Genomic DNA, 16,537 nt, shown 5'->3' with positions numbered 1-16,537 from the left:
CGGTTACGACATTTCTCCGACAAACTCTGGATTGGTGTACCGGCGAGTACTAAAATTAACGAAATCTTAGTAATCACCTATCAGCAGCACCGGTACGCCTGACGCATTGCGCCGACCGCCGGGTCGCACAGACCCCTATGAACACTATCGTTGCCCCGTGTGTCGATGACACCGCCCCCGCCGAGCTGCTCAAGCGCGGCGAACGCCTGCTTGAACCCGATGTCTACCGCACCTGCCTCAACGGCCAGCCGGCGGTGGTCAAGGATTACACCCGTTACCGCGGCACCCCGCTGTCGCCGCTCGCGCGCCTGCTGGTCCGCCGCGAAGCGCGCATCCTGGAGCGCCTGAGCGGCTGGAAGCACGCGCCTGCACTGCTCGGCACCATCGGCGGGCTCGCCCTGGGCATGGAATTCATTCCCGGCCAGACCCTCAGCGCGGCCCAGTCGGTTGGCGTGGAGGTGTTCGAACAGCTGCAGTACGCGCTCACTCGCCTGCATGCGGCCGGCATCACCCACAACGACCTGCACGGCACCAACGTGATGGTCAGCGGCGGGGTGCCGGTGCTGGTGGACTTCACCTCGGCCTGGCGCAGCCCGCGCTGGCTGCCGGTGCACCCGGTCTCGCGCCAGCTGCGCCGCAGCGACATGAAGAACCTGCTCAAGATGCGCCAGCGCCTGACCGGCGAGCGCCCCAGCGCATCGGAGGCCGCGCAGGTGGCCGACCCGCGCTGGGTGGCGGCCGTGCGCGTGGGCTGGAAGCGCTTCTACCGCTGGTTCAAGGGCCACGCCTGAGCGTGGCCACGCCGGCGCGCCTACAGCGCGTCGGCGTCCAGTTCACCGGTGCGGATGCGCACCACGCTGCCCAGGTCGTACACAAACACCTTGCCGTCGCCAATCTTGCCGGTACCGGCGGCCTTGACGATGGCTTCCACCACTTCCTCGACCTGGCCATCGGTAACGGCCACTTCGATCTTCACCTTGGGCAGGAAGTCGACCACGTATTCGGCCCCCCGATACAGCTCGGTATGACCCTTCTGCCGCCCGAAGCCCTTGACCTCGGTCACCGTGATCCCGGTGACGCCGCGCTCGGCCAGTGCTTCGCGCACGTCGTCGAGCTTGAACGGCTTGAGCACCGCCATGACCATCTTCATCTGCTTGGCTCCTGTAATCGCGCGAGCGAGGATAACGCCTGTCGGCCGGTGAACGCGATGCACCCGGCCCGTGCCGGCAGCCGCGCCGGGGATTATCCTTAGCGTATACCCCGCGGAGCACAGCATGATCGACCTCAACCACCTGGATGACCTGGCCCGCCGCCTGAGCGACATGGTTCCGCCGGGCCTGCGCCAGTCACGCGAAGAACTGCAGGCCACCTTCAAGACCGCCTTGCAGGCTGGCCTGGGCAAGCTGGACCTGGTGACGCGCGAGGAGTTCGACGTGCAGCGCGCGGTGCTGCTCAAGACCCGCGAGAAGCTGGAGGCGTTGGAGAAGGTGGTGGCCGAGCTGGAAGCACGCGGGAACAACACGCCTGGCGAGCCGGCAGTACCGCAGACCTGACAGGTCGGTAGCTGCCGGCCTCTCCCCCGTGGGGCGAAAAGGATGTCCAATGCGTCAACATGATGCCCATATGCTGGCGATCGCCGGTATCAGCCTCGTGGCAGTGATCGTCGCCCTGTGCCTGATGCGCTTCATCCGGATCGACGGTGCGCTTGGCCGCAGCGTGTACCGCGTCATCTTCTCCGTGCTGGCTGGACTGCTCGCGCCGACGCTGATTGTCGCTGGCCACGGCGTGCTGCCCGTCCCGTTCATCGCCTGCGTGCCGGTGCTCGCGTACAACACGACGTCCATTGCCGCGCTGGAGCTGGGCGGGTACGGCCTGCTCGCCGTCGGTACCAACCTCGGCGGCGGTTACATGTGGGTCTTCACCCTGCCAAGCCTGCTCGCGTTCGCGTTGATGTTGGCATTGCCCTTGTCGCGCGCGAAGCGTCGCCTCACCCGCGCAATCGGATAGAGCGCCCCTAGGCGTCCCGTAGCACGAACCGTTCAATCGCCAACGCCACGCCGTCCTCTGCATTGGTCGCGGTTTCAAAGCGCGCGGTCTGCTTCACCGCCTCGATCGCATTGCCCATCGCCACGCTGGTGCCGGCGAACTGCAGCATGCTCAGGTCGTTTTCCTGGTCGCCCAGCGCCATCACATTGGCCGCATCCACGCCCAGGTGCTCGGCCAGTTTCTGCAGGCTCGGCCCCTTGCCCGCACGGTGGTCGAACACCTCCAGGAAGAATGGCGCGCTCTTGAGCACCGCGAAACGCTCGGTCAGCTCGAACGGCAGGCGCTGGATGGCCGCATCCAGCAGCTCCGGCGCGTCGATCATCATCAGCTTGATGAACTGCATGGCCGGGTCCATGTCCTCCACCCGCCGGTAGGACAGCGGCACGTGCGACAGATGCGAGTCGGACACGGTATAGATGCTGATGTCCTGGTTGGGCGTGTACATGCGCCGACCATCCAGCGCCTGGAAATGGACGCCCAGTTCGCGCGCGACACGCTCGCAGAACAGGAAGTCGTCAAAGCTCAGCGGATACTCGACCACGCGCTGGCCGGTACCGAGGTTCTCCACCACCGCGCCATTGCAGGCGATGCAGAATTCCTGATCGCCATCGATGCCCAGCTCGTCCAGGAACGGTGCCAGCCCCGACACCGGGCGACCGCTGGCCAGCACGACCTGCACCCCGCGCGCGCGTGCATCGGCGATGGCCTGCTTCACCCGAGGCGTGAGCTTGTGCGCGGGGTTGAGCAGGGTGCCGTCCATGTCGATGGCGATGAGTTCGACCGGAGCGTGGGGGTGTTGAATATCCATGGCGTTGAGCAGAGGGCGTGCGCGTGGGGCGTCCAGTCTAGCGGTAGCCGAGTCGAAACAACCCGGAGGGCCCGCAAGTCGCCTATCGGTCGTCTCCTCCACCATTGGGTCGGAGAGCGGTGTCAGGTATCAGCCCGTGCACAATCGAACCGCCGCATTGTTGGCGGCTCGACCCATCGAACTATTCCTTCGGCAGCTCCAATTTGGTGCCATCAGCAAACACGATCACCTGCGGCTCCCAGACAACCTTGTACTTGCTATCGTCCAGCTCCGCCAGCTTGCGGTCCTTATTATCGCCGATGGAGAACTTTACCGAACGGCTGCCGGCCCAGGTAACGCTCTGGCCAGCCGGGATTGACGTGTCGTTGGAGATGGCAAATCCAGAGAGCTCATCGCCGAAAAGATCGCGCGCGGAGACGTATCCTTTGACGCCTGAGATGTCCTTGGTGGTGTTGTTCTTGTAACCGAACACCACATGCAGGTTCTCATCGAGCAACATGCCACTCATGCCGCGTTCTTCCTCGATGGATTTGGACAACAGCGTTACGGTGACGGCCTCGCGCATGGGCTTGATGGCGGCCTCACGCTGCGCTTCCAACTGCGCCTTCAGAGCGGCCTGACGCGACTCTTCCGCCTTTCGGTCCGCCAGGAACTTGCCCTGTTCTTCGATCGCCTTGCCCAAGGTCATTCCCTGCGGAATACCCGGCCCTTCCTTTCCGCCGAACATCCCGGCCATTTTGGCACCAACCGTGTGTCGCACGATGTAGCCAGTTGCCAAGGCGCGCTCTTCAGGTGTGAGCTTGTCCAAGGCCGGCTTGATGGATTCCAACTGGGCGGGATCCTGCGGAACTTCGGTGTTCTTCGGATTCGAGCAGGCTGCCAGCATCAGGCAGACGACAGCGGTGGCTACAACGCGTTTCATGGTTTTTTCCCCTGTGGCAAACATTCACCAGGCGATCCTGCCTGTCGATTGCCGGCAAACCTACCACCATAGAAAGAAAGTTGGGAGGAGTTGACACCTTGAGCGCTCAGAGCGCGCGGCATCTGCTGGTGATCGATGGAGGTGGAGCACCCACGGCAGGGACGGGTTACACCTACATACCCCGATGAGATCAGCGCCCATCATTGGCAGCTCCATCAGTCACCTTGGAAACCGCATGAGCCTGGCGCTCGTCCACAGCCGTGCCCGCGCCGGCGTCAACGCGCCCGCGGTCCGTATCGAAGTGCTGCTCTCCGGCGGGCTGCCGCACACGCAGATGGTGGGCCTGCCGGAAACCGCCGTGCGCGAATCGCGCGACCGGGTGCGCGCGGCCATCGTCTGCTCGCAGTTCGAGTTCCCGCAGCGGCGCATCACCATCAACCTGGCGCCGGCTGACCTGCCCAAGGAAGGTGGCCGTTTCGATCTCGCCATCGCACTGGGCATCCTCGCCGCCAGCGGGCAGATCGATGCGCAGGTGTTGTCGCGCTATGAGTTCCTGGGTGAGCTGGCCCTCACCGGTGAACTGCGAGGGGTCAACGGCGTGCTGCCCGCCGCGCTGGCCGCTGCACGCCTGGACCGCACGCTGATCGTGCCGCCGGAGAACGCAGCCGAAGCCGGGCTGGCCGGGCATGCCGACGTGCGCGTGGCGCGTACCCTGCTGGAAGTGTGCGCCGGGTTGGGCGAACGCGAGCTCCCGCGCGCCATGCCGGTGGACATTGCCGGTTCGCCGATGGCGGACCTGCGCGATGTACGCGGCCAGCCGCTGGCCAGGCGCGCATTGGAAGTGGCCGCAGCCGGTGGCCACCATCTGCTGCTGATCGGCACGCCTGGCTGCGGCAAGACCCTGTTGGCGTCGCGGCTGCCCGGCATCCTGCCTGATGCCACCGATGCCGAAGCGCTGGAGACGGCCACCGTGAGCGCCTGCAGTGGGCATGGCATCGACGCCGCGCGTTGGCGGCAGCGGCCCTACCGGTCGCCTCACCACACCGCCAGCGCTGCGTCACTGGTGGGGGGCGGCACCTACCCGCGCCCCGGAGAAATATCGCTGGCCCACAACGGCGTGCTGTTCCTGGACGAACTGCCCGAGTGGAGCCGACACACGCTGGAGGTCCTGCGTGAACCGCTTGAAAGCGGGCAGGTCGTCGTCGCAAGGGCATCGCGCACCGAGGTATTCCCGGCACGCTTCCAGTTGGTTGCGGCCATGAATCCGTGCCCCTGCGGTTGGGCCGGCGACAGAAGCGGACGTTGCCGCTGTGCGGCGGACAGCATCCAGCGCTATCGCAGCCGCGTCTCCGGCCCGCTGCTGGACCGCATCGACCTGCACGTGGAGGTGCCACGACTGGACCCTCATGAACTGCGCGATGAGCAACCGCACGGCGAGGACAGCAAGGCCGTGCGTGCGCGCGTGGTTGCCGCGCGCAGGGTGCAGCTGGCCCGCAGCGGGAAACCGAATGCGCAGCTGCTTCCGGCCGAGCTTGCGCAGCACTGCCGTCTGTCCAGAAGCGACAGGGCGCTGCTGGAAGAGGCGGTCGAACGCCTGCAGCTGTCAGCCCGCTCGATGCACCGCATCCTGCGCGTCGCCCGCACCGTGGCCGATCTGGATGGACAGGCAGACATCGCCACCTCCCATGTGGCCGAGGCGATCGGCTATCGCCAATTGGATAGGGGGACTGGGCTCCATTGTTGATCCAGCGGCAAAGGAAATTTGTGGATGGGCCCATTACTCCGCATGAGTCCACGGAACAGACTGTGCGCCTGCCGTAAGACCGGCACCTGCCGCCGTCTCCCCCGACTGGATTTCCCTTTGAGCATCGCGCCCTTGCACCTCGACACGCCCCCTGCCCTTGCCCGCCTTACCGCCGGTGGCTTCAGCATCGGCCTGGAAGCGCCGCTGGACAATGACTGGACACCCGGCGGCGAGGTGGCACGCCGCAATAGCGGCCGCCTTCCCGGCGAGCCGGACATGCAACGGCATGCCGAGCTCGCCCGCCTGGTGGACCGGCTGGGCTTCCGTGCGCTGTGGATCCGCGACGTGCCGGTCTACGACCCGTCCTTCGGCGATGCGGCGCAGGTGTTCGAGGTGTTCGCCTATCTCGGCTATCTCGCCGGGACCACCCGCGACATCCTGCTTGGCACCGCCGCGGTGGTCCTGCCGATCCGCGAACCGCTGCTCACCCTCAAGGCGGCCGCGACCGTGCAGCAGCTCAGTGGCAACCGTCTTCTGCTCGGCGTGGCCAGCGGTGACCGGCCGGTGGAATACCCGCTTTTCGGACGCGACTTTGCCAACCGCGGCAGCAACTTCCGCGATCAGGTCGTGATGCTGCGCGACCACGCGCGTGCGCGCCTGCCCGAGTCGCTTGATCTGCTGCCCCGACAGGCATCATCGCTGCCGCTGCTGGTGGCCGGCCTGGCCCAGCAGACGCCCGCGTGGATCGGCCAGCACATGGACGGGAGCCTGGCGTTTCCCGGCACGCCGGAAACCCACGCGCAGCGCGTCGCCGCATGGCGTGCCGTCGCCGGGAACAAGCCCTACGCCAGCTTCATCCATCTGGAGCTGGACGCGCGTCCGGATGCGCCGATGCAGCGCTGGCGGTTCGGTTTCAGTGGTGGTCGCCACGCGCTGATCGCCGAGCTGCAGGCGATGCGTGCCGCCGGCGTCGATCACATCGGCCTGCACCTGCGCCGCAACCAGCGCCCGCTCGAGGAGACGCTGCACGAAATCGCCGAGGTCGTGCTGCCGATCTTCCATACCCCGGCTGCAACCTGCCAAGCAGTCGACGCACCGAGCGCGTCGCCGACAGCAGCGTAATCCAGCGCGCCAGCGCGTCTTTCCCTCTTTCCCCCCTATCGAGATCCCACATGCGCATTTCCGTTCCCACCCCGATGGGGTTTGGCACCGCCCCGCTGGGCAACATGTACCGCAACATCCCCACCGAGGAAGCGCTGGATACCGTAGAAGCCGCCTGGCAGCAGGGCATCCGCTACTTCGATGCCGCGCCCATGTACGGCGCCGGCCTGGCCGAGATCCGCCTCGGGCAGGCGCTGGCGCAGCATCCGCGCGACGCCTATGCGCTGAGCACCAAGGTCGGTCGCCTGATCCTGGACGAGGTGGAAGACACCACCCAGCGCGACCTCGGCGAGAAGGGCGGCCTGTTTAAATACGGGCTGCCCAACAAGATCGTCTACGACTACACCGCCGACGGTACCCTGCGCGCGATCGAGGCCAGCCTGAAGCGGTTGCAGACCGATCGCCTGGATATCGTCTGGATCCACGACCCGGCCAGGGATTTCCACGGCGAGGCCTGGCGTGAGGTGTTCGACGTTGCAATGAACGGCGCCGCCAAGGCACTGACCCGCCTGCGCGAGGAAGGCGTCATCAAGGCCTGGGGCCTGGGCGTGAACCGGGTCGAGCCGTGCGAGATGGCGCTGGAGCAGTCCGATCCCGACGGCTTCCTGATCGCCGGGCGTTACACGCTGCTCGACCATGCCGACGCCCTCAGGACGCTGATGCCGGCCAGCGCCGCGCGGGGGCTGGGGATCGTCGTGGGCGGGCCGTACAACTCGGGCATCCTCGCCGGCGGTGCACATTACGAGTACCAGCAGGCCACGCCGGACATCCTCGCCCGCGTGGAAGCACTGCGCCAGGTCTGTTCCGAATACGAAGTGGACATCCGCGCGGCCGCACTGCAGTTCTCGCTGGCCCATCCGGCCGTGGCGGCGGTCATTCCCGGGGCGAGCCAGCCCAGCCGCATCGCCGAGAACCTGGCGCTGGCCGCTGCGGTGATTCCGGCCGGATTTTGGCAGGAACTGCGCAAGCGGGGATTGATCGCACAGGACGCGCCGCTGCCGCAGGGAGGCTGACGGGCCTCAGCCAGGCTGGACCGCCAGTGCCCTGCCACGTGCATTGGCGGCCTCCACCGCCGCGTCCACCAAGCCGTGCCATCCACCCGCTTCAAGCGCCTCGATCGCCGCCTGCGTCGTGCCTCCCGGCGAGGTTACGCGCTGCCGCAGCTGCGCAGGAGCCTCCGCGGACACCTGCAGCATGCGCGCGGCCCCCAGCAACGTCTGCACCACCAGGGCGCGGGCGACCGCGGGCGAAAGATCACGCGCGCAGGCGGCCTGCTCCAGCGCTTCGGCAAGCAGATACAGATACGCCGGGCCACTCCCGGCCACGGCGGTGACGGTGTCCATCTGCGACTCGTGCTCCAGCCACACGGTGGCGCCTGCACCGATGAACACCGCTTCGGTCTGCGCGCGCTGTTCGTCGCCGAGCGCTGCTGCCGCATGCAGCCCGGTGATGCCCGCGCCGATCGCGGCCGGTTGGTTGGGCATGCTGCGCACGAGCGTATCGATGCCCAGCCACTGCTGCAGCTGTGCGTGGGTGATGCCGGCCATGATGGAGACGACCAGCGGGCGCACCTGCGCGGCCACCCCAGCCAGCGCTTCGCAGACCGCGCACGCCACCTGCGGCTTCACCGCCAGCACCCACAACGGTGCGACCGCCGCAGCTTCTCCGCCGTGCTCGAAGACGCGCACGCCCAGATCCTCCGCCAGCGACTGACGGATGCCCGGTACGGGATCGGCGACTGCGATCTGCAACGGCGCACGCCCCTGCGCAAGCAAACCCTCGATCAGGCAGCGCGCCATGTGCCCGCCACCGATGAAGGCGATCTCCACGGCGGCAGTCACTGCGGCCGCTCCGCGCCCAGCTGCGTATCCAGCCAGTCCAGCACGCGTTGCTGCACATCGCGCCCATGCGCGGTTTCAAAGAACCAGTGCGGCCCGCGCGGATAGGTCACCATCTCCACCGGCGTGCCGTTGAAACGCAGCGCGCTATGGAACATCTGCCCCTGCGAGAGCGGCACGCGCCGGTCCTGCTCGCCGTGCAGGATCAGCACCGGCACCTTGACCCGGTCGGCGTAGCGGATCGGCGAGTGCGCGTCATAGGCGGCGCGGTTGGCCAGCGGGTCGCCGAAGTAACCGGGCAGGTAGTCGGGGGTATCGGTGGTCAGCGCCATCGCGCCGATGTCGATCACGCCGGCGCCAACGATCGCGGTCTTGAAGCGGTCGCTGTGGGTGACTGCCCACGCGGCCATGTAGCCGCCGTAGCTCCAGCCGCCGATGGCCAGCCGTTGCGGGTCGACCACGCCGTCCTTTTCCAGCATGTCCACGCCATCCAGGATGTCCTGGAAATCGCCGCCGCCCCAATCGTTGCGCGCCATCTCGGTGAACGCATGGCCGGCGCCTTCGGAGCCACGCGGGTTGGGCAGGAACACGGCGTAGCCGTGCGTGGCCAGCAGCTGTGCCCAGTCGTGCCACGAGCCCAGCCAGCCCGACCACCACGCCCACGCCGGGCCGCCATGCCCCTGCACGAGGGTGGGCAGCGGCGTGCCCCGTTTCCAGCCCGGCGGAGTGACCAGCAGGCCGGTGATGGGCAGGCCGTCGCGCGAGGATGTCCAGGCCAGCTCGCGCACCTGTCCATGCGCCCAGCCGGCCACCTCCGGATGGTGATCGGTGCGTACGGCCAACGTGTCGCCGTTCTGCACCCACACCTCCGCCGGCTGCGCATCGCCGATGCCGATGTATGCGCTGCGGCCGCTGACGGTGGTGGTGAACGCGGCGTACGGAATCTGCGGGCGCGCCATTTCCCGCCAGTGCCCCGTCGCCGCATCCAGGCGCAGGAACGCGCCGCGCACGCCGCGTTGGCCCAGGCCGAGCAGGTGGCGATCATCCTGCCAGCGCGCCAGCCACAACGTGCCTTTCCAGTCCGCGCCAAGCACCACGCGCTTGCCCGTGGCGATCTCGTGCACGGTCACGTCGGCGACCATGCCGTGCTCGCCCAGATGCCCGTAAAGCAGGCGGCTGCCATCGGGCGACCACTGCAGCGGATGGGCCGAAGCGCGCGGTTCCAGCACCTGCCCCAGCGTGCCGGTGGCGGCATCGACCCGCACCACGCGTGAGCGGTACCAGTAGTCGTTGAGGGTGGTGCCATCGGACACCCGCAGCGCAAGCGTGCGCCCATCCGGTGACCAGGCCAGGTCGTGGACCTGCAGGCCGGGTGCGGTCAGTGCGCGGGTGTCGCCGCTGCGCAGGTCGCGCAGCCACACCCGGGTGAACGCTGTGGGGCGCTCGACCACCGTCGCATCGTCCTTGGCGGCGCGGGCGGCGACAGTGGCGGCATCGTCCGCGTCCGCCGCCAGGTAGGCCACCCGGGTGCCGTCGCGCGATACCTCGAAGGCGCTCACCGCACCACTGGCGCGGGTGATCGGTGTGGCCGTGTCGCCGCGCGCATCGATGCGCCACACCTGCGTATCGGCCAGGCCGGGATGTGCGTCGGCGGGCGGCAGCGGCCGGTTCGAGATGAAATCCAGATGCCCGTCGGCACTCCAGCGCGGATGCTCGTCGCTCACAGCGTCGGGGGCGATCAGTTCGTGCGCGGGCGCCTTGCCGCTTGCCGCGACCCGCCAGATCCGGCTGCGCGGCGGCTTGCCCTCGGCCTGCGGCGTGCCCACCGTGTAGGCAATCCACGCGCCATCGCGGTCGATCTGCGGGTCGGCAACCGTGTGCAGCGCCATGATCTGGGCCGGGGTCGGCGCCAGTGGTGTCCCTTTCGCGGCGGCCAGGGCCGGCAGCCAGGCGGCGAGGCACAGGAAGGCGGCGAGCGTCCGATGCAGCGTCGGCGTCATGCGGGATGTCCTTGCAGGGTGGGCAGCAGCAGATGCTGGCGCACCCATTCTGCGCCGCGGGCGATGGCATCGCGCGCCGTGTCGGAGACGGCCATCGCTTCGATGAAGCTGTGCGGCGCGCCCGCATACACCCGCGCGCGCGTCTGCACACCGGCCTCGGCCAGACGCTGCGCCATCGCAGCATTCTGCTCGGCCAGCACATCGCGATCGCCCCACAGCAGCAGCGCCGGCGGCAGCGCGTGCAGCGGCGCGTGCAGCGGCGCCATCAGCGCATCGGTTGCGTGTGCGGCGTCCGGCCCGAGATAGGCGGTCCAGAACTCATCCATCTCTGCGCCGCTGAGCATGTCGTCCGGCCCACCCAGGGTCTGCCGCGCGGTGTCGGACAGCGTCGGCGTCCATGCGCCGTAGTTGAGCACCAGCGCCCGCACCCGAGTGTGCTCATCGCGCTCGCGCAGGCGCAGCGTAGTGGCGACGGCGAGATTCGCACCGGCCGAGTCGCCGCCCAGCGCCAGCCGATCGGGATCGATCCCGATGCCCGCGCCGTGGCTGCGCAACCAATCCAGCGCGATCAGCGCCTGGTCCAGTGCCGCCGGGTACGGATGCTCGGGTGCCAGGCTGTAGTCGATCGCCACTACCGGCATGCGGGCAGCGGCGGCATATTCGCGCAGCAGGCGGTCGTGCGTATCCAGCCCGAACAGGCACCAGCCGCCACCGTGCAGATACACCAGCGTGGGCGAGGGCGTGGCGGCCACCTCCTGCGGAAACAACACGCGCACGCCAAACGGCCCATGCGCGGAGGCCAGCCGCACATCGATGACCTCGCGCATCTGCGGCCCGCCGGTGCGCCAGGGCTCGCGGGCCTGTGCAGCGATCACCCGGCGCTCGGGCCACCCCAGTTCGCGTCCGCCACGCAGGCGCGCGCCTTCGCGGCAGACGCTCTCGATGAAGCCGCGAATCTGCGGGTCCAGCGCATCCAGGCTGCGGCTCATGCGCGCTCCCCGGCGAAATCGCGCATCCAGTCCACCAGCGCATGTTCGCCATCGGCCTGCAGGCCCAGCAACAACTGCGCGAAATCGAACGGCGCCTCGTCCTGGCCCAGCTTGAAGGTGGCGCGCACCTCGCGCACCACCCCGCGCAGCGAACTCACTCCGGTGGCCAGCCGCGCATAGCGTTCGCCCATCTCGTCCAGCGCCCAGGCGCGCGCGCGGCCGGCTTCCATCTGGCTGACCAGCGCATCCAACTCGGCGCGGACGTCCTGCGCCTCCTCGCTGACCGCCACGTCCAGGTCGAACACGGCGGCGGCATAGTTCCAGCTCGGCGCCTGGGTACGGTCGTCCAGCCAGCTGGGCGACACATAGGCATGCGGCCCCATCACCAGCGCCTGCGCACGACCGTCGCGCTGCAGCCGCGCCACGTGCGGGTTGCGCCGCGCCAGATGCCCGCGCAAGGCGACCAGCTGGCCGTTGGCATCGCATTCGGCGCGCAGCGGCAAGGGCGTGGAAGCGGCATCGTCGCCACCGGCCGACACCAGCCAGGCGAAGGGTTGGGCGGCAAGCAGGCGCAGTACGTCATCCTGGCTGCGTGCGGCGTAGCGGCTGTCGCGGGCGTGTCCCATCAGTCCATCTCCTTCAATGCGGTGGCCACGGAAACCATCGGCCAGCGGTCGCGCCAGGGCGCGGCCTGTTCAAGTTCGGCCGCCAGCTGCAGCAGCAGCGGCTCCTGCCCGCGGTCGGCGGCAAACTGCACGCCGATCGGCAGGGCGCCGGCCTGGCCCAGCGGCAGTGAGATCGCCGGCGTGCCGGCCAGGTTCTGCAACGGCGTGTAGCTGATCCACTCGAACACCGCCGGCATCAGCGCGTCGAAATCGCGGTCCGGCGCCAGTTCGCCCAGCAATGGCGGTGGCGTGCGCAGCGTGGGCGTCAGCAGCACATCGAAACGCTGGTGGAAGCGATTGAACGCCCCTGGCAGTGCCGCCAGCACCGCGTACGCCTGCTCCAGCGCGACCACATCGCAGTGGGTGCGGTGGTAGCGCGCCAGCCCGTGCGTCCACGGCTCCAGCGCCAGCGCAGCGAAGTCCTCGCCCCCCTGCGCGACAGCCAGTTCCACCGCGTCCTGTCCAAGCCGCGACCACAGCGTGTACAGCGCCTGCCACACCGCTTCGCCCGGCAGCGGATAGTCGGTGGCCTGCACCTGGTGGCCCAGCGACGTGCACAGCTCGACCACGTCGGCGAGCACCGCGGCCACCGCCGGATCGGGTGCAAGCCCGGGCAGCGCGCCGCTCACCACGCCGATCCGCAGGCGTGCGGGCGGTCGTGCCACTGCATCCAGATCCAGGCCGCCCAGCGGATGCGCGGCGGCGAACGCCCAGGCGGTATCGCGCACGCTGCGCGACATCAGGCTGTCGGCCACGATCAGGTCTTCGATCGCGTGCCGTCCACGCACCGCCACGGTGGTGCCACGGCCGGGTTTCAATCCGACCACCCCGCAGGCCGAGGCCGGAATCCGGATCGAACCGGCGCCATCACTGCCATGTGCCAGCGGCACGATACCCGCCGCCAGCGCCGCACCGGCACCGCCGCTGGAACCGCCCGGCGAGTGCGCGGGCACCCAGGGATTGCGTGTGACCGGGCCCAGCAGCGGTTCGGTCGAGCCCATCAAGCCGAACTCCGGCATGCAGCTCTTGCCGATGGCTACCAGGCCGGCCGCATCGAAGCGCTGCACGAACGGCGAGGCATCGGTAGCCGCCACGCCGCTGCGCGAGCGCGAGCCGCCCCGCGTGGGCATGCCCGGATAGCGCAGCGAATCCTTCGGAAGCCACGGCACACCGGCCATCGGCGCATTGCGATCCACCTGCGCGGCACGCATCAGCGCCGCATCGAAATCCGCATGGCTGAGCGCACCCAGCGCCGGGTCCAGATGGCGGGCGCGGACGATGCCGGCAGCGGCAAGTTCGGCGGGCGAGAGTTCGCCACGGCGCACCAACGCGTGCTGGTCGAGCGCGTCCAGCCGACCCAGCTGCAGCGCGTGGGTCAGGGGAAAATCATCAAGCGTCATGCGTTGGCGTCCTGCACATGCCGGCGCGCGCGGCGCTGGCCGTAACCGAGATAGAGGAAGGCGCCGGTCAATACGTAGACCAGCAGAATGGTGGCCGGCAACGTGTCGCCACGGCGCACCTGCGCGGCCATGTCACCCAGGACCGGGGCCATCATCGCCAGGCACATCACGATGCCCAGCACCGGCACCACGCCGATCCAGGTGCGCCCGATCCACACCCCGCCCAACGGCACGCGGAAGCCACCGCGCAGGTCCGGGCGGGTCGAGCGCAGCCACATCACCGCGATGCACACCACGATGAAGGCCGAGGCGATGCCCAGGCAGATCAGGTCGCCGAGGATGCCGATCGGCAGCAACGCAGCCAGCAGCGCGCTGGCCGTGCCGAACACCACGCTGGCCAGCCACGGTGTACCCAGGCGCGGATGCACGCGGGTGAAAAAGGCCGGCAGCAGCCCATCGCGGGCAATGCTCAGGCTGATCCGCGATGCCCCATACGCGTTGGCCAGCAGCACCGAGCCCAACCCGGTCAGCGCCCCCACCTTGATCAGCACCGCAAAGCCCGGCCAGCCGATGCGGTCCACCGCCAGCGCGACCGGATCGGGCACGCCGAGTTCGCGGAACGGCACCAACCCGGTCAGTACCGCACCGGCGGCGATGTACAGCACCGTGCACACCACCAGCGAGCCCAGAATGCCCACCGGCACATCCCGACGCGGATTGCGTGCTTCGGCCGCTGCCATCGACACCGTCTCGAAGCCGAGATAGGCAAAGAACAGCATCGCCGCCGCGCGCATCACCCCGGGCCAGCCGTAGGCGAACCCGCCTTCATTGACCGGCAGGAACGGATGCCAGTTGGCGGTGTCGATGAACTGCGCGCCGACCCCGATGAAGGCCAGCAGCACCGCGATCTTGATCAGCACCAGCACCAGGTTGGCGAACGCCGAGCGCCCTACCCCGGCGATCTGCACCGCCGCAGCCGCCAGCACGGCCAGCGCGGCTACCACATTAGCGCCACCACTGAACGACAACTGCGTGTGCCCGCCCAGCTGGCTGGCAATCACGCTGGAGGTGGCCAGGGCCATGGGGACCTGCACGTGCAGATCGCCGAGCAGGCTGGTCAGATAGCCGGAGAACCCCGCCGCCACCGCGGCGGCGGCCAGCAGGTATTCCAGGATCACCATCCAGGCCAGCGCCCATGCCGCGCCTTCGCCCAGGGTGACATAGCAGTACGAGTACGCCGAGCCGGACACCGGAATCACCGAGGCCAGCTCGGCGTAGCACAACCCGGTGAATCCACAGGCCAGCGCCGCCAGCACGAACGCCAGCAGCACCGCCGGGCCGGCGAAACTGGCCGCCGCCGTCCCGGTCACCACGTAGATGCCCGCCCCCAGGATATTGGCCACCCCCAGCACCAGCAGGCTGCCCGCGCCGAGCCGACGGTGCAGGCCGGCGCGCTCGCCATCGGCCACCACCGACTCCAGCGTCTTGCGACGGGCCGCAAGCTGCCAGCGTCCGATCGAACGTTCGTCCACCCGAACCCTCCCGTCCATGGTGTCAGTAACGCCAATGCACGGTGACGCCGTAGGTACGCGGCCGCACCAGGCCTTCGCCGACGCCGTTGGTTTCAGTCACGCTGCGGGTGATGCCGCGCTTGTCGGTGAGGTTGCTGCCGAACAGGGTTACGTCCGTGGTACCGAAGGTCATCCGGTAGCGCAGGTCGAACAGGTTGTAGTTGCCCTGCCGGTTCGGCGTTACGCCCGGAACGGCCGAGTTCAGATCGCTGATACCACCGCCCACGTACTGGTGGGACAGCGACAGCGTGGGATCGAAGCGCGCGTCGAAGTGGTAGGTGAGCAGGTTGCTCACCGTCCAGTCGGCCGAGCCCGGCAGCTGCGAACCGGCCGGCGCGGTGCCGTAATAGAGAATCAGCAGGTCTTCATCCAGCCGCGCGTGCTGCCACGTTGCCGAGGCCTGCCAGTCGAACGCGTCCACCGGGCGCCAGGTCGCGGAGAGCTCGACGCCACGGCTGTAGGCCTTGCCGCCGTTGCTGGCGTAGTTGAAGAAGTCCGGCGTCTGCAGTCGCAGCTGGATGTCCTTCCAGTCCACGTAGAACAGCGTGGCGTCCAGCAGCAGGCGGCCACCGGCCCAGCGGGTGCGCGTGCCCAGCTCGTAGTTGATCAGACTGTCACTCTTCGAGCCCGACGGCACCGGGTAGGTACTCAGGCCGGCCGTGTTCGGCTCGCCGAAGCGGAAGCCCTCCGACACCAGGCCATACACCATCACATCATCGCTCGCCTGCCAGGTCAGCGACACCTTGGGATTGAACCCGTCTTCCTCGGTCTGCTGGGTGGACACGATGGGCGCGCCCGGATAGGTCGAGAAACCTTCCTGCGTCGTGGTCGTGCGCACCTTGTTGCGGAACAGGCGACCACCCACGGTCAGCTTCCACTGTTGGTTGAAGTGCAGGCTGGCTTCACCGAACAGCGCCGCCTCCGAGCCACTCAACTGCGTGCCGAACGCGTTGAAAATCTCCCCGTCCGGCGCAATTACCGCACCGCTGCCCGGGCCATACAGCGGCGAGCGGTCGAAGGCAGCGGCCGCGCCCTGCGCGCCGAGCTTCTCGTACAGGCGCTTGTCCGAATCGAAATACATGCCGCCCACCAGCCAGTCGATGCGGCCACCCGGCTTGGACGACAGGCGCAGTTCGATGCTCTTGCCATGGCTCTCGCCACCGGAGGCGATGTACAGCGGTGCGGTCAGGTCCAGGCCGAGATCGGCGTTGTAGGCGCCACGCACCGGGGTGTAGTCGAAGCGCCAGTCCTGCTGCTTCTTCTGGTAGGACAGCAACGCGGTGAGGTCGGCAAAGCCCAGGTCCTGGTCCAGGCGCAGGCTGTGCACGGCCACCTTGGTGTTGGTGAATTCGGGCAGCGCGGTCTTGCGCTCCAGGTCACCCAGGCCAACGAT

16 protein-coding genes are annotated in these 16,537 nt (G+C 68.3%); 6 read left to right on the top strand and 10 right to left on the bottom strand.

The window, feature by feature from the left end:
* The first annotated feature begins 137 nt into the window (after window positions 1-137).
* Window positions 138-791: an RIO1 family regulatory kinase/ATPase gene (locus tag RTO53_RS00080; RefSeq protein WP_312235874.1), complete on the top strand. Its 654-nt coding sequence runs from the start codon at window positions 138-140 to the stop codon at window positions 789-791.
* 20 nt (window positions 792-811) lie between these two features.
* On the opposite strand, the gene RTO53_RS00075 is transcribed toward RTO53_RS00080, so the two are convergent.
* Window positions 812-1,150, bottom strand: coding sequence for a P-II family nitrogen regulator (locus RTO53_RS00075; RefSeq protein ID WP_038685739.1), 339 nt, complete (start codon window positions 1,148-1,150; stop codon window positions 812-814).
* A 124-nt stretch (window positions 1,151-1,274) separates the two neighbouring features.
* Between RTO53_RS00075 and RTO53_RS00070 the strand changes: the two genes are divergently transcribed.
* Together RTO53_RS00070 and RTO53_RS00065 are read left to right on the top strand one after the other, a co-directional pair.
* A complete protein-coding gene (locus RTO53_RS00070) occupies window positions 1,275-1,553 on the top strand; it encodes an accessory factor UbiK family protein (RefSeq protein WP_312235873.1) in 279 nt (92 codons plus the stop codon).
* A 70-nt stretch (window positions 1,554-1,623) separates the two neighbouring features.
* Window positions 1,624-2,007: a hypothetical protein gene (locus tag RTO53_RS00065; RefSeq protein ID WP_312235872.1), complete on the top strand. Its 384-nt coding sequence runs from the start codon at window positions 1,624-1,626 to the stop codon at window positions 2,005-2,007.
* 7 nt (window positions 2,008-2,014) lie between these two features.
* Here the strand turns inward: RTO53_RS00065 and yidA are convergent, their stop codons facing one another.
* Window positions 2,015-2,854, bottom strand: a complete 840-nt coding sequence (yidA, locus tag RTO53_RS00060) for a sugar-phosphatase (RefSeq protein ID WP_312235871.1) — start codon at window positions 2,852-2,854, stop codon at window positions 2,015-2,017.
* 181 nt (window positions 2,855-3,035) lie between these two features.
* On the bottom strand, window positions 3,036-3,776 hold the full coding sequence (locus RTO53_RS00055) for a hypothetical protein (protein ID WP_312235870.1): 741 nt from the start codon (window positions 3,774-3,776) through the stop codon (window positions 3,036-3,038).
* A gap of 235 nt (window positions 3,777-4,011) precedes the next feature.
* Between RTO53_RS00055 and RTO53_RS00050 the strand changes: the two genes are divergently transcribed.
* From RTO53_RS00050 to RTO53_RS00040, 3 genes are all read left to right on the top strand, one after another.
* Window positions 4,012-5,520, top strand: a complete 1,509-nt coding sequence (locus RTO53_RS00050) for a YifB family Mg chelatase-like AAA ATPase (protein ID WP_312235869.1) — start codon at window positions 4,012-4,014, stop codon at window positions 5,518-5,520.
* Window positions 5,521-5,637: 117 nt separating this feature from the next.
* Window positions 5,638-6,642, top strand: coding sequence for a TIGR03571 family LLM class oxidoreductase (locus RTO53_RS00045; protein ID WP_312235868.1), 1,005 nt, complete (start codon window positions 5,638-5,640; stop codon window positions 6,640-6,642).
* A 50-nt stretch (window positions 6,643-6,692) separates the two neighbouring features.
* On the top strand, window positions 6,693-7,694 hold the full coding sequence (locus tag RTO53_RS00040; protein WP_312235867.1) for an aldo/keto reductase: 1,002 nt from the start codon (window positions 6,693-6,695) through the stop codon (window positions 7,692-7,694).
* Between the two features lie 6 nt (window positions 7,695-7,700).
* Here RTO53_RS00040 and proC read toward each other — a convergent pair whose 3' ends face one another.
* The 7 genes from proC to RTO53_RS00005 all read right to left on the bottom strand — a co-directional run.
* Window positions 7,701-8,522 carry a pyrroline-5-carboxylate reductase gene (gene proC / locus RTO53_RS00035; protein ID WP_312235866.1) on the bottom strand — a complete coding sequence of 274 codons (822 nt, stop codon included), beginning with the start codon at window positions 8,520-8,522 and terminating at the stop codon, window positions 7,701-7,703.
* Window positions 8,519-10,519 (bottom strand): S9 family peptidase, encoded by a 2,001-nt coding sequence (locus tag RTO53_RS00030; protein ID WP_312235865.1) that lies wholly within the window; start codon window positions 10,517-10,519, stop codon window positions 8,519-8,521. Before RTO53_RS00030 ends, proC begins: the two co-directional genes overlap by 4 nt.
* On the bottom strand, window positions 10,516-11,508 hold the full coding sequence (locus RTO53_RS00025) for an alpha/beta hydrolase (RefSeq protein WP_312235864.1): 993 nt from the start codon (window positions 11,506-11,508) through the stop codon (window positions 10,516-10,518). Before RTO53_RS00025 ends, RTO53_RS00030 begins: the two co-directional genes overlap by 4 nt.
* A complete protein-coding gene (locus RTO53_RS00020) occupies window positions 11,505-12,134 on the bottom strand; it encodes an FMN-binding negative transcriptional regulator (RefSeq protein ID WP_312235863.1) in 630 nt (209 codons plus the stop codon). Before RTO53_RS00020 ends, RTO53_RS00025 begins: the two co-directional genes overlap by 4 nt.
* Complete coding sequence (locus RTO53_RS00015; protein ID WP_312235862.1) at window positions 12,134-13,573, bottom strand: amidase family protein; 1,440 nt, start codon at window positions 13,571-13,573, stop codon at window positions 12,134-12,136. Before RTO53_RS00015 ends, RTO53_RS00020 begins: the two co-directional genes overlap by 1 nt.
* Window positions 13,570-15,105 carry an amino acid permease gene (locus RTO53_RS00010; RefSeq protein WP_312235861.1) on the bottom strand — a complete coding sequence of 512 codons (1,536 nt, stop codon included), beginning with the start codon at window positions 15,103-15,105 and terminating at the stop codon, window positions 13,570-13,572. Before RTO53_RS00010 ends, RTO53_RS00015 begins: the two co-directional genes overlap by 4 nt.
* Window positions 15,106-15,127: 22 nt before the next feature.
* Window positions 15,128-16,537 (bottom strand): TonB-dependent receptor (locus RTO53_RS00005; protein ID WP_312235860.1); only part of this gene is annotated, 1,410 nt, incomplete at its 5' end.

Origin of the sequence: Stenotrophomonas sp. (genome assembly GCF_031995405.1) — a bacterium.
Taxonomy (GTDB): Bacteria; Pseudomonadota; Gammaproteobacteria; order Xanthomonadales; family Xanthomonadaceae; genus Stenotrophomonas.
The sequence above is the reverse complement of the archived record's forward strand: the minus strand, read 5'-3'. Positions and strand labels throughout refer to the sequence as shown.

Coding starts and splice junctions, on each gene's coding strand:
- RTO53_RS00025 (WP_312235864.1), bottom strand. CDS start 11,508: ATGAGCCGCAGCCTGGATGCGCTGGACCCGCAGATTCGCGGCTTCATC.
- RTO53_RS00080 (WP_312235874.1), top strand. CDS start 138: ATGAACACTATCGTTGCCCCGTGTGTCGATGACACCGCCCCCGCCGAG.
- RTO53_RS00070 (WP_312235873.1), top strand. CDS start 1,275: ATGATCGACCTCAACCACCTGGATGACCTGGCCCGCCGCCTGAGCGAC.
- RTO53_RS00050 (WP_312235869.1), top strand. CDS start 4,012: ATGAGCCTGGCGCTCGTCCACAGCCGTGCCCGCGCCGGCGTCAACGCG.
- RTO53_RS00055 (WP_312235870.1), bottom strand. CDS start 3,776: ATGAAACGCGTTGTAGCCACCGCTGTCGTCTGCCTGATGCTGGCAGCC.
- RTO53_RS00065 (WP_312235872.1), top strand. CDS start 1,624: ATGCTGGCGATCGCCGGTATCAGCCTCGTGGCAGTGATCGTCGCCCTG.
- RTO53_RS00015 (WP_312235862.1), bottom strand. CDS start 13,573: ATGACGCTTGATGATTTTCCCCTGACCCACGCGCTGCAGCTGGGTCGG.
- RTO53_RS00075 (WP_038685739.1), bottom strand. CDS start 1,150: ATGAAGATGGTCATGGCGGTGCTCAAGCCGTTCAAGCTCGACGACGTG.
- RTO53_RS00030 (WP_312235865.1), bottom strand. CDS start 10,519: ATGACGCCGACGCTGCATCGGACGCTCGCCGCCTTCCTGTGCCTCGCC.
- RTO53_RS00040 (WP_312235867.1), top strand. CDS start 6,693: ATGCGCATTTCCGTTCCCACCCCGATGGGGTTTGGCACCGCCCCGCTG.
- RTO53_RS00020 (WP_312235863.1), bottom strand. CDS start 12,134: ATGGGACACGCCCGCGACAGCCGCTACGCCGCACGCAGCCAGGATGAC.
- yidA (WP_312235871.1), bottom strand. CDS start 2,854: ATGGATATTCAACACCCCCACGCTCCGGTCGAACTCATCGCCATCGAC.